The sequence below is a fragment of the Streptomyces sp. GB4-14 genome, assembly GCF_022696125.1.
Lineage (GTDB): Bacteria > Actinomycetota > Actinomycetes > Streptomycetales > Streptomycetaceae > Streptomyces > Streptomyces werraensis.
Map to the genome: position 1 here is coordinate 5,536,352 of NZ_RZHO01000002.1, position 14,334 is coordinate 5,550,685.

Genomic DNA, 14,334 nt, shown 5'->3' on the forward strand with positions numbered 1-14,334 from the left:
ATGTCCACAAAGCGCGCCCGTTTTGGGGTGGGTCGTGGTACGGCAGGAACCGGAGGACGCGCAACGTGGCGCAGTCCACAGCGGAACCGTCGCCGATCAAGCTGACGCGACGGCGGTGCGCCCGCGACAATGCCAGTGAATGGCTTTGTCGCCTTTTTCGGGCGGGCCGTTCGTGCCGCTGGGGACGCACGCTCGTTCTTCAGTGTGGGGCGGTCGGTGCGCCGTTCCGGGTGAGCTGGTCGTAGGAGCACTAACCGATGGGCGAGGGGTACGCATGACCGACACCGGCCAGGTCCCGGGCGAGGGACTGCCGGAGAACGCAGGCAGGGTGGAGCAGCCGGGCGTCGCCGCGCCCGACGCGTACACCTACCTCTCCGACAGTCCCGCCGAGGACGAAGACCTGCTGCTGCCGGGCGCCCAGGGCGCCTGGGGCAACGAGATCGCGCCGCCCGCGCCCGAGCCGGTCGTCGAGACCGTCCACCAGCCGGGCCCGCACGAGACGGACGGCCGTGACAGCGGCTCCGTCGACCTCGGCGGCGTCCGCCCGCCCGAGCCGCAGCAGCAGGCGCCCGCGCCCGCCCCTTCTCCGCCTCCCGCCGCGCCGCGCCGTCCGCTGCACCTCGGCCCGCCGCTGCCCGACCTGTCCGCGAGCCCGGTCCGCTCCCTCGCCGACCGAGGCCCCGCCGACCTTCCGGCCCGCCAGCCGGGCCCGCCGACCCTCGGCCCCGAGTACCTCGACGTCCCGCGCGCGCGGGAGGCCGCCGCACCGCAGGGCGCACCCTGGGTCGCCCAGGGCGCGGCGGCTCCGGCCGACCGGCCCGTGGACGCGGCCCAGGCGGCCGTCGCCCGGGTCGCCACGCAGGCGGTCGGTACGGCGGTTGACGCCGAGGGCGAGCAGACGCCTGCGGCGGCGTACGGCGAGCAGGTCACGCCGGCCGTGCCGGGGCCGGGTGCGCCCGGGGACGCGGTGGCCGGCGACGACGGGAATGCGCCGGCGGACGCGGCTCCTGGTGAGGTGACGGAGGCTGCTCAGCAGGCCGGCGTCGCGGTGGCTCCGGAAGCCGCCGCGGACGGAACCGTGACCCCGGAGGCCGGCCGGACACCGGTCGCCGCCGTGACCGGCCCGGGGGAGACGCAGGACGCGCCCGTGCCGTCGCCCGAGGGCGCTCAGGCGCCGCAGGAGGTGGCCCAGGAGCCGCAGGCCCCACAGGCCGAAGCCGAGGCGCCGGTCGCCCCGCAGGCGGCGCACGACACCGGTGAGACGGTGGTCGGCCCTGAGCAGGCCCAGGCGCCGGAGGCCGTCGTGGCGGACGGTCAGGACGACCCCGACCGGGCGGCTGCCGCCGAGACGGCCGCGCCGCAGAGGGCGGAACCGCAGGCAACCGACGTGCAGGCGGCCGTCGACGAGACCGCCGGTGCGCCGGACGCCGAGGCCCGGGAAGCCCCCGCCGTCGCAGCGGGCACTGCCGTGCCCGAGGCCGTGCCGGCCCCTGAGGCGCACGAAGCCGCCCCGGTGCCGGACGCCGCCGCGGCGCAGGACGCTCCTGCGGCGCAGGACGCCCAGACGCCCAAGGTCCCGGCCGTCGAAGCCCCCGACACCGCCGTACCGGCCGTGGAGGCTCCGGTGACCGCCGCGTCCCCGCAGCCCGCGCCCGCACCGGAGACCGAAGCCCCGGTGGCGGAGCCGACCGCCGAGGCGGTCCCGGCTCCCGAAGCCCCGGTGGCCCCGGAGCCCGTACCGGCCGCCGCGGAAACCGCGGCTGCGCCTGAGCCCCAGGCCGTGCCCTCGCCCCAGGGCGCCGGAGAGTCCGTGCCCGCGTCCGAGCCCGTGCAGGGCCCCCAGCAGACGCCCGCGCACGCTACCCCGCTCCCGGGCACCCTGCCGCTCGAGCCCGAGGCGGACCAGCCGCTGGGTCAGTTCGTCCCTGTGGACGGCACCGTGCCCACCGCGCCCCACCTCGCCCCGACCCCGCCGCAGGGCGTGACGGTCCCCGAGGAGGCAGCCCCCGAGGGCGCGCCCGCCGAGGCGCACGCCGCTGTGGAGACCCCCGCCCCGGAGCCCGCCCCCGCCGACGACCGCGCCCCCGCCCCCGCCGCCGTCGTGCCGCCGGCCCCCGCCGCCGACGCCGAGGCCGACGTCGCGCAGAACGCCGACGACCTGGACACCCAGGGCGCCGGCGTGGAGCCAGGGCCGGCGCCGCAGGCGGAGCCGGCCGGTCCCGCCGCCCCCGGTTACGCGGACGCGGAACGCGAGGCCGTGCTCAAGGTGATGCGCGAGCGCCGCGACATCCGCAACGGCTTCCGCGGCGACCCCATCCCGCACGAGGTGCTGCTGCGCGTCCTGGAGGCCGCCCACACCGCGCCCTCCGTCGGGCACTCGCAGCCCTGGGACTTCGTCGTCATCCGCTCCGAGGAGACCCGGCGCCGGATGCACGAGCTGGCGATGCGCCAGCGCGAGGCCTACGCCAAGACGCTCCCCAAGGGCCGGGCCAAGCAGTTCAAGGAACTGAAGATCGAGGCCATCCTCGACACCCCGGTGAACATCGTGGTCACCGCCGACCCCACGCGCGGCGGGCGCCACACCCTCGGACGGCACACCCAGCCGCAGATGGCGCCGTACTCCTCGGCGCTCGCGGTGGAGAACCTCTGGCTCGCCGCCCGCGCCGAGGGCCTCGGCGTGGGCTGGGTCAGCTTCTTCGACGAGCGCGAGATGGTCCGCGCCCTGGACCTGCCCGAGCACCTGGAGGTCGTCGCCTACCTGTGCGTCGGCTACGTCGACGAGTTCCCGGACGAGCCCGAGCTGATGCAGGCCGGCTGGTCCAAGCGGCGCCCCCTGTCGTGGGTGGTGCACGAGGAGACGTACGGCCGCCGCGCCCTGCCCGGAGAGGACCCCCACGACCTGCTTGCCGAGACCGTCGCGCAGATCCGCCCGCTGGACGCCAAGGCGCTCGGCGAGGCGTGGGAGCGCCAGAAGCGCATGACGAAGCCGGCCGGAGCGCTCGGCATGCTGGAGATCATCTCCGCCCAGCTGTCGGGACTGTCCCGGCAGTGCCCCCCGCCCATCCCGGAGCCCGCGGCCGTCGCGATCTTCGCCGGCGACCACGGGGTGCACGCCCAGGGCGTCACCCCCTGGCCGCAGGAGGTCACCGCCCAGATGGTGGCCAACTTCCTCGGCGGGGGAGCGGTGTGCAACGCCTTCGCCGCCCAGGTCGGCGCCGAGGTCTGCGTGGTCGACGTGGGCGTCTCCTCCGACCTGCCGGCCACGCCCGGACTGCTGCCGCGCAAGATCCGCGCCGGTACGTCCGACATGACCGCCGGGCCCGCGATGACCCGCGAGGAGGCCAAGCAGGCCGTCGAGGTGGGCATCGAGACGGCCCGCGACCTCGTCGCGGCCGGCAACAAGGCCCTCCTCACGGGTGAGATGGGCATCGCGAACACCACGGCGTCAGCGGCCCTCATCTCCGTCTACACCGGCGCCGACCCGGCCGAGGTCACCGGCCGCGGCACCGGCATCAACGACGAGACACTCGCCCGCAAGACCGATGTCGTGCGCCGCGCCCTGGAATTGCATCAGCCCGACCCGTCCGACCCGCTCGGCGTGCTGGCCGCGGTCGGCGGGTTCGAACACGCGGCGATGGTCGGCCTGCTGCTCGGCGGTGCGTCGCTGCGGACGCCGGTGATCCTGGACGGCGTCAGCGCCGGCGCCGCCGCGCTCGTCGCCCGCGCCATCGCGCCGGAGGTCCTCGCGGCCTGCATCGCCGGCCACCGCAGCGCGGAGCCCGGCCATGTGGCCGCGCTCAACAAGCTGGGGCTGCGCCCGCTGGTCGACCTCGACCTGCGGCTCGGCGAGGGCACGGGCGCGCTGCTCGCACTCCCGCTGGTCCAGAGCACGGCCCGCGCCATGCACGAGGTCGCCACGTTCGACTCGGCGGGCGTGACGGAGAAGTAGGACAAGACGCCCCCGCCCCTCCCGTCGACACGGGGCGGGCGGGGACGCCGTCCGTGGTGGGTGCGTGGGCGAAGGCAGGCCCTCGATGAGAGCCGTCCCACTCCCCGGACCCTCCCCACCCCTGCCACCCGCGGGCATAAAATGCCACGTCAGGCCCGCTCCGACGCCGCAGCGTGCCCGCTGACCCACCGCTCGTCCGAGGAGCCCCAGCTGATGGCCGAACACCCGCCCTACCCCGTAGGCCTCCGCCTCACCGGACGCCGGGTCGTCGTCCTCGGCGGCGGCCAGGTCGCCCAGCGGCGTCTTCCCGCCCTGATCAAGGCGGGCGCCGACATCCACCTCGTGTCACCGGAGGCCACCCCCTCCGTGGAGGCGATGGCGGACGCCGGTGAGATCACCTGGCACCGCCGCCCCTACGCCGAGGGCGACCTCGCCGACGCCTGGTACGCGCTGATCGCGACCAGCGATCCCGACGCCAACACCGCCGCCTCCGCCGAGGCGGAGGCGCACCGCGTCTGGTGCGTACGCTCCGACGACGCCGACCGGGCCACCGCCTGGACCCCGGCGACCGGCCACAGCGAGGGCGTCACCGTCGCCGTGCTCACCACCGACGCCCGCGGACGCGACCCCCGGCACACCGCGGCCGTCCGTGACGCCGTGGTCGAGGGCCTGCGCGACGGCACCCTCGTCGCCCCGCACTTCCGCACCCGCACCGCGGGCGTCGCCCTCGTCGGCGGCGGCCCCGGCGACCCGGACCTCATCACCGTGCGCGGACGCCGTCTGCTCGCCGAGGCCGACGTCGTCATCGCCGACCGCCTCGGCCCGCGCGACCTCCTCGCCGAACTCCCCGCGCACGTCGAGGTGATCGACGCGGCGAAGATCCCGTACGGCCGCTTCATGGCCCAGGAGGCCATCAACAACGCGCTGATCGAGCACGCCAAGCAGGGCAAGTCCGTGGTCCGCCTCAAGGGCGGCGACCCGTACGTCTTCGGGCGCGGCATGGAGGAACTGCACGCCCTCGCCGAGGCCGGCATCCCCTGCACCGTCGTCCCCGGCATCTCCAGCTCCATCTCCGTGCCGGGTGCGGCCGGCATCCCCGTCACCCACCGGGGTGTGGCGCACGAGTTCACCGTGGTCAGCGGCCATGTCGCCCCCGACGACGAGCGCTCCCTGGTCGACTGGCCGTCGCTGGCGAAGCTGACCGGCACCCTGGTGATCCTCATGGGCGTCGACAAGATCGGCCGGATCGCCGAGACACTGGTGGCGCACGGCAAGTCCCCGGACACCCCGGTCGCCCTCGTCCAGGAGGGCACCACCGCCGCCCAGCGCCGCGTCGACGCGACCCTCGCCACGGTCGGCGAGACGGTCGTCGCCCAGGACGTCAAGCCCCCGGCGGTCATCGTCGTCGGCGACGTCGTGGCCCTCGGTCCGGACGGGACGACCGCCTGACATGGGCGAGCTCATCACCGTCGACGACCCGGCCGACCCGCGCCTGCACGACTACACCGACCTCACGGACGTCGAGCTGCGCCGCCGTCGCGAACCCGCCGAGGGCCTGTTTATCGCCGAGGGCGAGAAGGTCGTCCGGCGGGCCGGCGACGCGGGTTACGGCATGCGGTCCATGCTGCTGTCGCGGAAGTGGGTCGACGTCATGCGGGACGTCATCGACCGCTCCGACGCCCCCGTCTACGTCGTGGAGCCCGCGCTCGCCGAAAAGGTCACCGGTTACCACGTGCACCGCGGCGCGCTCGCCTCCATGCAGCGCCGGCCGCTGCCCGACCCCGCCGACGTGCTCCGCACGGCCCGCCGTGTCGTCGTCATGGAATCGGTCAACGACCACACCAACATCGGCGCGATCTTCCGCTCGGCCGCCGCCCTCGGGATGGACGCGGTCCTGCTCTCCCCGGACTGCGCCGACCCGCTGTACCGCCGCAGCGTCAAGGTCTCCATGGGCGCCGTCTTCTCCGTCCCGTACGCCCGCCTGGAAACCTGGCCCAAGGATCTGACGACGGTCCAGGACCTGGGTTTCACCGTCCTCGCCCTCACCCCGGACGAACGCGCCCGCACCCTCGACGAGACGGCGCCGCACCGCATGGACCGGGTGGCCCTGATGCTGGGTGCGGAAGGCACGGGCCTCTCCACCCGGGCCCTCGCCGCCGCCGACACCTGGGTCCGCATCCCGATGTCCCACGGAGTGGACTCCCTCAACGTGGGCGCGGCGGCGGCGGTCGCCTTCTACGCGGTGACGGCGGGGCGACCGCAGGACTAGGGAAGAGGCACGCCGGGCGGGCGACGGGCGCGGCGCCGTCGCCCGGGCCCCAAAGGGCAGAAGGCGGTGCCCCTTTCGTCCTTACGGTCGCGTGCTCCTGTGGCGTATCCATGGTGGGGACCACGTACGTTCACCGGGAGGGCTTCGTCGCATGCGCGCGCAGGACTCGGAGAAGGCGCAGGACCGGACGAAGCCCCGCGCCCCCGTCACCCGGACCCCTTCGGCGGCCCCGGACCCGGCGGTGCTCTCCCAGGGCGCCGGTCCCCGGCCGGGTGACGTCACCGCGCTCCAGCGGACCGCGGGCAACAGGGCCGTCGCGCGCGCCCTGCAGCGGGAGGCGCACAGGCACAGCGCCGACTGCGGGCACGGGACGCGGGCCACCGAGGAGGGGACCGGCTCGGCGGTGAAGGGCATCCTCGGCTCGCGCGGCCGTTCCCTGCCGACATCGGTCCAGCGGGACGCGGAGGCCAGACTGGGCACCCCCAGGGGCGCCTACAGCGCGGTGCAGATCCATGACGGCCCGAAGGACATCGAGGTCTCCCGCGCTCTGGGCGCCGTCGCCTTCACCTCGGGCAGCGACATCGTCGGTGACGTCTCGCAGCCGCAGACCCTCTACCACGAGCTGCACCACGTCATGCAGCAGCAGAGGGGCGCCGTCCCGGGCACCGACATGGGCAACGGCCTGAAGGTCTCCGACGAGAACGACCACGCCGAACGCGAGGCGGCCGAAGTCGGGGCCCGGGCCGCGGCCGCGTCGCCCGTCCAGCGTGCGACGGACGCACCGGTCACCGGGGCCTTCGAGGCGGTGGCCGGCTGTTCCGTCCCCGTGCAGCGGGCGGCAGTCGTCCAACGCGCCGGGGGCGCGCAGGCCACCGCTCCCGCCAGGATGGACGGCGACCGGCTCCTGGACGTCATCGTCGGCCACAACCGCACGCTCGGCGGCTTTCCGTTCGGACGGGAGTCCCGCAACAACGGCGGCAACAACCTCATCTCGCGCCCGGTGGAGGTGCGGGTGCAGGACGGATCGACGACGGCCGTACTGGCGGTCCACCTCAACGTGATGCTGAATACCGGTGGCGAGGTCGTCGACCGAAGGAGCGGCTCGTCCTCGGTGACGATCCGCGGTGAAAAGGCGCACCTGACTGCCCGTCTGGCCAGCAGCCAGTCGAGCATCGAGCAGAACGGCGCCTCTGTCCTGACGGCCGGGGAATCGATCCACGTCGGGCGGAGCAACGCCGCGAAGGGATGGGGCAACAACCCGGCAAACACCGGTGCCCTCGCGGACAAGGCCGGGGTGCCGGCGGACAAGCTCGTCGCGGAACTGCAGAACAGGTTCCCGCCGGGAGAGATCGCCGACATTATCGAGCGGTTCAAGACGGACGTCGGGCGGGTCGTGATCCACGCCCTGCTCCCCGAGGTCGTGACCGTGAACTGGGAGGGTGACGCCTCATTCGCCTGAGGAGACGACGCGCCGCTCGCCGACGGGCACGTTCACCGATGTCCCGGCGAGCCCTCCGCGCGCGGCCCGGAGTACCGCACGCCCCCACGCCGGAGAGCGACACCGCTGCCTCCGGCCGGTGGAGCGGAACCGGGCTGCCCGACGGGGCGGTCGCCGCGTGTCCAAGGCGGCCAGATCTCCCCGAACGCACCCCACCACGGAGGGGCGGGCGCCCCGCCGGCCGAGTCCGGGCCTGAACGCCGGACAGCTGCGCGTCCTGCCCTGGGGCGCGGCCTTCCTACCCCGCTTCTGCGATCGGGCTGCGGACCCAGGCGCTGGGCCGGACGGCTGAGCGGCTTGCCGCACGGCGGCCGACGGCCCCACCGTGCCGAGCGGGTGGCGACCGCACCGCCCACCGGCCGGGTCGGCACCTTCGCCCGGAGGACGTCCCCTCAGGACGGTCCCTGGCACCCCTGCACCACCGCGATCCCGAACGCCACCACCAGCGTCACCACGACGAACACGAACAGCCGCTGCCTCAGCAGCCGCGGGTTCGCCGGGCGCAGTCCTGAGCCCGTGCGGGGCGCCGGCCGGCGGGCGCCCGTGCCGGTGCCGGGGCGGGTTCCGCCGCGGGACGGGGCGCCGGTGCGCGGCCGGGGGCGGGCCGGTGTGCCCTGGCGGGGCGCCCCGCTGCGCCCGGAGCCGCCGCCCCGCGACGGGGGCACGCCGCGGCCGCCCCGCGAGGACGAGGGGCCGCCGCTCCGGGAGGCGGAGCCGCCGCGCGGGGGAGTGGCCCGGTCCCCCTGCCGGCGCGCGTCCCGGTCGGGATAGGTGTCGGCGAGCCGGCCGACCGCCCGCTCGGACTCGGGGGTGCGCGGCGCCGGAGGACGGACGTCGGCGAGCCCCTGTGCCTCCCGCGCGGCGATCTCCTTGAGCCGCAGCGACAGTTGCAGCGTGCTCGGCCGCTCCTCGGGATCCTTCGCCAGACAGGCCCGCACCAGCGGGGCCAGCGCGTCGGGGACGCCCTGCAGCTGCGCCTCCTCGTGCACCACGCGGTACAGCATCACTTCGGAACTGCCGTGTCCGAAGGGCGAGTCGCCCATCGACGCGTACGCGAGCGTGGCGCCCAGCGAGAACACGTCCGTGGCCGGTGTGACGGCCGCACCGCGCACCTGCTCGGGCGCGAGGAAGCCGGGCGAGCCGACGGCCGTGCCCACGTGCGTGAGTGTCGACGCGCCGGTGGCCCAGGCGATGCCGAAGTCGATGATCCGCGGTCCCTTAGGGGACAGCAGGATGTTGGACGGCTTGAGGTCCCGGTGCACCACCCCGGCCTCGTGCACCGCGACCAGCCCCTCCGAGAGCGCGGCGCCCACGGCGGCCACCTCCGCGGCGCTGAGCGGGCCCTCGTCGGCCACCTTGTCGTGCAGCGACGGACCGGGCACGTACTGGGTGGCGAACCAGGGGCGGTCCGCCTCCAGGTCGGCGGCGACCAGCCGGGCCGTGCAGCCACCGCGGATGCGCCGGGCCGCCGAGACCTCGCGGGCGAACCGTGAGCGGAACTCCTGGTCCTCCGCAAGATCGGGACGGATGACCTTCAGTGCGACCCGCTGCCCCTTCTTGTCGGAGCCCAGGTAGACCACGCCCATCCCGCCCGCGCCGAGCCGTCGGTGAAGCCTGAAAGAGCCGACGACGCGCGGGTCCTCGCGCCTCAGGCGCATCATCGCCATGTTCATCCCCGCTGCCCGGTCCTGTGACGTGCCACAGCTTACGTTTCCACACCCGTCCGTGCGCAGAGGCCGCGCCCTCTCCGTTCGACGGATTGTCAGTGGCCGGTGGGAGACTTGAAGTGTGGTCAGGGAGGGCCTGAGCAGGCCGGGTTCGCGCGAGGGCGGACCTGTCCGGTCCCAACCACCCGACGGCGGAGGGGGATTGATCGCGTGAGGGGTGACCGGGTCGAGATCGTCGTGGACGCAGGGGACACGACGCGTACGTACGAGGTGGTGGCCTCGCGGGCGGGCCGCAGGGTCGAGACGGCGGTACGACGAGGGGTGGTCGAAGTGAGCGAAGTCACCCGAACCGGGGCTGTGGTGCGCACCGCGCGTTTCATGGCGAACCGGGTGCTCGCCCTGGTGGAGCAGCCCGTCCCGCGCCAGGACACCTCGGAGGGAGCGGGCCGCGGCGGCCGTCCCCTCGGGGATGTCCCCGAGGCGTAGGACGCCGTCTCCACCCAGGGGAGTACGGCGCGGCGGCCCGCTCATCCTCCGGGAGGCCCACCGATCGGTACGAGGGCATGACGTGCCGGAAGCCCGAAACCCATAAATTCGATGTCGAGCGGCGGGTGCAGCACTCGTCCCCCGAGGTCGGACGCCCGCCGCTGTCAAAGACAACAGAAACGGTCAGGAGAAGGGGCCATGGCGTACACGGCACCGCGGACACTGCTCCGCACGCGGGATCGCGGCGAGGGCCGCCGGCACCCGCTGGTGGCGACGCTCATGGCCCTGCCCCTGGCGGTCCTGCTCCTCCTCGTCTTCGACGGGTGGGAGCTGGTGACCACACAGGCGTCGTCCGTGGGCGAGATGCTGGGACGCTGAATTCAGCGACCCCAGGCCCGGAAGAGCGGTCCGGGCGGGGACATCCACCCATGAAACCCCGTGGGGACGGGGGTGCGGCGGACGGCAAGATGCCGGCGCAGCTGGGGAGCTGCGCCGGCATTGCTTTTCCCCACCCGCGAGGACGCCCGTCCGCCCCGCGTAGCCTCACCCCGTGACCGAGGACCTCCTCCCCGCCCTGGCCGCCCGCGCCGCGGCGGCGGCCCACGCCCGCGACCCCGCCTGCCCCTGCACCGCGGCCACTCTCGTCCACCGCGAGGACACCACCGTCGTCCGGCACGCCGTCGCGGTGGCCAAGGCGCACCCCGCGGAGACGGACACCGCCGAGCTGGCCGTGCGGACCGCCGTCGCCGCCCGCCTTCCCGGCATCCTGCTGCCCCCGCTCACCCCGGCCCCGGCCGAGCTGCACGGCCGCCCGGTCACGTACTGGCCGTACGGCACGCCCGTGGACCCGGACGACCCGGACGCCGCCCCCTGGGAGGAGGCGGGCGTCCTCCTCGCCCGCCTGCACCGGACCCCGCTCCCCGAGGCCGTCCCTCCCATGCGCGGACCGGAGAAGGCCGCCCGCGCCGTGGCGCTCCTCGGGGACCTCGCCCCGCGCCACCCGGCGGCCGCCCCCGTGCTGGACGCCTGGGCGGGCCTCCCTCCGTGGGCCCGCGGCGAGGCGCCCGCGCCGGGGCCCGTACGCCTCTGCCACGGCGACTTCCACCTCGGCCAGCTGATACGCGACCGCGCTCCCGGCGGCCCGTGGCTGCTGATCGACGTGGACGACCTCGGTGCGGGCCCGCCGGTGTGGGACCTGGCCCGCCCCGCCGCCTGGTACGCCGTGGGGATGCTCGACCCCGACGCCTGGCACCGCTTCCTGACCGCTTACCGCGCCGCCGGCGGCCCCGCCGTACCGCCCGACGGCGATCCCTGGCCCGTGCTGGACGTCCCGGCCCGCGCCCTCACCGCGCAGACCGCCGCCCGCGCCGTCACCAAGGCGGCCGCGGCGGGCCGGCCGCTGGACGAGGTGGAGGAGTGGCTGGTCGACGCCTGTGCCCGCATGCGGTCCGTACCGGCCGCAGCTCCGGCGGACTGACAGAATCTCCCCGGCGTAGGGTGCAACCGGCCCACAGCCGGACGGAGTCTGTCCAGCTGATACGCGAAGCAGATACGAACGGCGAGGAGTTGACCAGAAGATGCAGTGTCCGAAGTGCCGTGCCCCGATGCACACGTACAACCGCAACGGTGTCCAGATCGAGCAGTGCAGCGGGTGCCGGGGGATCTTCCTCGACTACGGCGAGCTGGAGGCGCTGACCCGGCTCGAGTCCCAGTGGTCGCAGCCCGCACCGCCCCCGCCGGCCGCCCCCCAGGCGTACCCCCCGGCCGCGGCGCCGCAGGCCCCGGCGTGGGGAGCGCCGCACGGCGGCCACTACGGCGGTCACCGGCGTCACAAGAGCTTCGGCCACATGCTCTTCTCCAGCTGACGGGCACACGACGAAGCCCCCGGTCGCAGGACCGGGGGCTTCGAGCCGTGTGGACGATACTGGGATTGAACCAGTGACCTCTTCCGTGTCAGGGAAGCGCTCTCCCGCTGAGCTAATCGTCCTCGGGACCACGACCACTCCGCGGAGCGGCTCATGGGCACTGCGTGCGCGATACTGGGATTGAACCAGTGACCTCTTCCGTGTCAGGGAAGCGCTCTCCCGCTGAGCTAATCGCGCGGGGTTCGGATCTTCGCAGATCCAGGATCCGGAGATCCAGTGGACGATACTGGGATTGAACCAGTGACCTCTTCCGTGTCAGGGAAGCGCTCTCCCGCTGAGCTAATCGTCCTTGGAGGTGGAGACGGGATTTGAACCCGTGTAGACGGCTTTGCAGGCCGTTGCCTCGCCTCTCGGCCACTCCACCAGGAGTGTAGGGGACCGGGAAGCCCCCTCTTCCTTCGAGCGGACGACGAGGCTCGAACTCGCGACCTCAACCTTGGCAAGGTTGCGCTCTACCAACTGAGCTACGTCCGCCTGTCGTTTCGGTCCGCTTGCGCGTCCCGGCGACGAACTGAACTCTAGCGGATTCCGGGGCCAGCACAAAAACCCGTTTGTGCAGCGTGCTGCGCTGCGCCTGCTCAGGGGCGTGGTCACGTCACCCGCGCGCCCCCGCCATAGACTCGTGGCGTGCACGACCTGCCACCTCTCGCGCGCTTCGGTGACCGCGTCGCCACCGGCCTCGCCGACGTCACCGACGACCCCGCCGCCCTCGACTCCTCGGGCTTCTGGGCGGTCGCCGCCGACTTCGAGGGGCGCCTGACCTGCGCCCGGTTCCGGGACGTCCGCACCGAGCCCGTGCCGCCGCCGGCATCGGGCGCCTGGCGGGGACCGACGGCCGGCGACTGGACGTCCTCCCTCGACCGTGCCGCGTACACGGCGGCGGTGCGCCGCATCCGCGACCACATAGCGACGGGCGAGGTCTACCAGGCGAACCTCTGCCGCGTCCTGTCCGCCCCGGTGGCCCCGGACGCCGACGTGGACGCCCTCACCGCCGTGCTGGCCCGCGGCAACCCGGCCCCCTACGCAGGAACGATTCGGCTGCCGCGGCACGGCGTGGAGATCGCCACCGCCTCGCCCGAGTTGTTCCTGCGCCGGGACGGCCGGACCGTCGAGTCCGGGCCGATCAAGGGCACCGGCCGCACCGAGGCGGACCTGCTGGAGAAGGACTACGCCGAGAACGTCATGATCGTCGACCTGGTCCGCAACGACATCGGACAGGTCTGCGCCACCGGCACCGTCACCGTCCCCGACCTGTGCGCCGTCGAGAAGCACCCGGGGCTGGTCCACCTCGTCTCCACGGTCCGCGGCGAGCTGCGCGGCGGTGAGGGCTGGCCCGGGCTGCTCCGCGCCGCCTTCCCGCCCGGCTCCGTCACCGGGGCGCCCAAGTCCAGCGCGCTGCGGATCATCGACGCTCTGGAGACCGCCCCGCGCGGCCCCTACTGCGGCGGGATCGGCTGGGTCGACGCCGACCGCGGCACCGGCGTGCTCGCCGTCGGCATCCGCACCTTCTGGATCGACCGGGACGCCGACGGCGCGGCCGTGCTGCGGTTCGGCACCGGCGCCGGCATCACCTGGGGTTCCGACCCCGAGGGGGAGTGGCGCGAGACCGAGCTGAAGGCTTCCCGGCTGCTCGCGGTAGCGTCGGGGACGTACCAGGTGAGCGAAAGGATCCAGACGTGAAGATCTGGCTCGACGGCGCGCTGCGGGACTCCGAGTCCGCCCGCGTCTCCGTCTTCGACCACGGACTGACCGTGGGCGACGGCATCTTCGAGACGGTGAAGGCCGTGGACGGCCGGCCGTTCGCCCTCACCCGGCATCTCGACCGGCTGACCCGCTCGGCCCGGGGCCTCGGGCTGCCCGACCCCGACCTCGACGAGGTCCGCCGCGCCTGTGCCGCCGTTCTGGAGGCCAACCCCGTGCCGCTCGGCCGGCTGCGCCTCACCTACACCGGCGGACACGGCCCGCTCGGCTCCGACCGGGGCGACAAGGGCCCGACCCTCGTCGTCGCCCTCGGCGGGACCACCCGCCGCCCGGACACCACGGCAGTCGTCACCGTGCCCTGGACCCGCAACGAACGCGGCGCGCTCACCGGCCTGAAGACCACCTCGTACGCCGAGAACGTCGTCGCCCTCGCCCGCGCGCACGAACACGGCGCCTCCGAGGCTCTCTTCGGCAACACCGTCGGACAGCTCTGCGAGGGCACCGGGTCGAACGTCTTCGTCGTCCTCGACGGCGAGATCCACACCCCGCCGCTCGCCTCCGGCTGCCTCGCGGGCATCACCCGCGCCCTGGTCGCCGAGTGGACCGGGGCCAAGGAGACCGACCTGCCGCTGGACGTCCTGCGCGAGGCCGACGAGATCTTCCTCACCTCCACCCTGCGCGACGTGCAGGCAGTGCACCGCGTCGACGACCGTGAACTGTCCGCCGCGCCCGGCCCGGTGACGGCCAAGGCCATGCGGATCTTCGAGGAGCGGTCCGCGGCGGACATCGACCCGTGAGGGGCCGGAAAACCGGCTGAAGCCGGGGGCGCGGCGGGGTAG

General features: G+C 74.4%; 11 protein-coding genes and 5 tRNA genes. 10 read left to right on the forward strand and 6 right to left on the reverse strand.

All coding sequences use genetic code 11. The annotated features are described in order from the left end of the window. Positions 1-274: 274 nt before the first annotated feature. The 4 genes from cobT (at position 275) to ELQ39_RS26530 (ending at position 7,677) form a co-directional block, all read left to right on the forward strand. A complete protein-coding gene (gene cobT, locus ELQ39_RS26515; protein ID WP_242594329.1) occupies positions 275-3,949 on the forward strand; it encodes a nicotinate-nucleotide--dimethylbenzimidazole phosphoribosyltransferase in 3,675 nt (1,224 codons plus the stop codon). Positions 3,950-4,162: 213 nt separating this feature from the next. Beyond that, positions 4,163-5,398 (forward strand): uroporphyrinogen-III C-methyltransferase, encoded by a 1,236-nt coding sequence (gene cobA / locus ELQ39_RS26520; protein WP_190004173.1) that lies wholly within the window; start codon positions 4,163-4,165, stop codon positions 5,396-5,398. A gap of 1 nt (position 5,399) precedes the next feature. Continuing rightward, the gene (locus ELQ39_RS26525; RefSeq protein ID WP_242594331.1) at positions 5,400-6,218 is read left to right on the forward strand and encodes a TrmH family RNA methyltransferase; all 819 of its coding nucleotides are present in this window, start codon (positions 5,400-5,402) and stop codon (positions 6,216-6,218) included. Between the two features lie 151 nt (positions 6,219-6,369). Next, positions 6,370-7,677, forward strand: coding sequence for an eCIS core domain-containing protein (locus ELQ39_RS26530; RefSeq protein ID WP_242594333.1), 1,308 nt, complete (start codon positions 6,370-6,372; stop codon positions 7,675-7,677). A 431-nt stretch (positions 7,678-8,108) separates the two neighbouring features. Here the strand turns inward: ELQ39_RS26530 and ELQ39_RS26535 are convergent, their stop codons facing one another. After that, positions 8,109-9,389, reverse strand: a complete 1,281-nt coding sequence (locus ELQ39_RS26535; protein ID WP_242594335.1) for a serine/threonine-protein kinase — start codon at positions 9,387-9,389, stop codon at positions 8,109-8,111. Between the two features lie 204 nt (positions 9,390-9,593). On the opposite strand from ELQ39_RS26535, the gene ELQ39_RS26540 reads away from it, so the two are divergent. The 4 genes from ELQ39_RS26540 (at position 9,594) to ELQ39_RS26555 (ending at position 11,734) form a co-directional block, all read left to right on the forward strand. Then, on the forward strand, positions 9,594-9,869 hold the full coding sequence (locus ELQ39_RS26540; protein ID WP_242594337.1) for a hypothetical protein: 276 nt from the start codon (positions 9,594-9,596) through the stop codon (positions 9,867-9,869). A gap of 198 nt (positions 9,870-10,067) precedes the next feature. After that, on the forward strand, positions 10,068-10,247 hold the full coding sequence (locus ELQ39_RS26545; protein ID WP_019527115.1) for a hypothetical protein: 180 nt from the start codon (positions 10,068-10,070) through the stop codon (positions 10,245-10,247). A 172-nt stretch (positions 10,248-10,419) separates the two neighbouring features. Then, the gene (locus tag ELQ39_RS26550) at positions 10,420-11,346 is read left to right on the forward strand and encodes a phosphotransferase family protein (RefSeq protein WP_242594339.1); all 927 of its coding nucleotides are present in this window, start codon (positions 10,420-10,422) and stop codon (positions 11,344-11,346) included. Between the two features lie 100 nt (positions 11,347-11,446). Next, positions 11,447-11,734, forward strand: a complete 288-nt coding sequence (locus ELQ39_RS26555) for a TFIIB-type zinc ribbon-containing protein (protein ID WP_190004178.1) — start codon at positions 11,447-11,449, stop codon at positions 11,732-11,734. 50 nt (positions 11,735-11,784) lie between these two features. Here ELQ39_RS26555 and ELQ39_RS26560 read toward each other — a convergent pair. The 5 genes from ELQ39_RS26560 to ELQ39_RS26580 all read right to left on the reverse strand — a co-directional run bounded on the left by ELQ39_RS26560 (position 11,785) and on the right by ELQ39_RS26580 (position 12,268). Then, a tRNA-Val gene (locus ELQ39_RS26560) sits at positions 11,785-11,856 on the reverse strand. 43 nt (positions 11,857-11,899) lie between these two features. Then, positions 11,900-11,971 (reverse strand) — tRNA-Val (locus tag ELQ39_RS26565). A 40-nt stretch (positions 11,972-12,011) separates the two neighbouring features. After that, a tRNA-Val gene (locus ELQ39_RS26570) sits at positions 12,012-12,083 on the reverse strand. Position 12,084: 1 nt separating this feature from the next. Then, positions 12,085-12,158 (reverse strand) — tRNA-Cys (locus tag ELQ39_RS26575). A gap of 37 nt (positions 12,159-12,195) precedes the next feature. Then, positions 12,196-12,268, reverse strand: a tRNA-Gly gene (locus ELQ39_RS26580). A 153-nt stretch (positions 12,269-12,421) separates the two neighbouring features. Here ELQ39_RS26580 and ELQ39_RS26585 point away from each other — a divergent pair. Both ELQ39_RS26585 and ELQ39_RS26590 read left to right on the forward strand, forming a co-directional pair. Further along, on the forward strand, positions 12,422-13,474 hold the full coding sequence (locus ELQ39_RS26585) for a chorismate-binding protein (protein ID WP_242594340.1): 1,053 nt from the start codon (positions 12,422-12,424) through the stop codon (positions 13,472-13,474). Then, positions 13,471-14,292 carry an aminotransferase class IV gene (locus tag ELQ39_RS26590; protein ID WP_190004180.1) on the forward strand — a complete coding sequence of 274 codons (822 nt, stop codon included), beginning with the start codon at positions 13,471-13,473 and terminating at the stop codon, positions 14,290-14,292. Before ELQ39_RS26585 ends, ELQ39_RS26590 begins: the two co-directional genes overlap by 4 nt. Positions 14,293-14,334 lie beyond the last annotated feature (42 nt).

Bases quoted from the DNA above. Each gene is read 5' to 3' on its own strand.
- cobT (WP_242594329.1), top strand. From the start codon at position 275: ATGACCGACACCGGCCAGGTCCCGGGCGAGGGACTGCCGGAGAACGCA.
- cobA (WP_190004173.1), top strand. From the start codon at position 4,163: ATGGCCGAACACCCGCCCTACCCCGTAGGCCTCCGCCTCACCGGACGC.
- ELQ39_RS26525 (WP_242594331.1), top strand. From the start codon at position 5,400: ATGGGCGAGCTCATCACCGTCGACGACCCGGCCGACCCGCGCCTGCAC.
- ELQ39_RS26530 (WP_242594333.1), top strand. From the start codon at position 6,370: ATGCGCGCGCAGGACTCGGAGAAGGCGCAGGACCGGACGAAGCCCCGC.
- ELQ39_RS26535 (WP_242594335.1), bottom strand. From the start codon at position 9,389: ATGAACATGGCGATGATGCGCCTGAGGCGCGAGGACCCGCGCGTCGTC.
- ELQ39_RS26545 (WP_019527115.1), top strand. From the start codon at position 10,068: ATGGCGTACACGGCACCGCGGACACTGCTCCGCACGCGGGATCGCGGC.
- ELQ39_RS26555 (WP_190004178.1), top strand. From the start codon at position 11,447: ATGCAGTGTCCGAAGTGCCGTGCCCCGATGCACACGTACAACCGCAAC.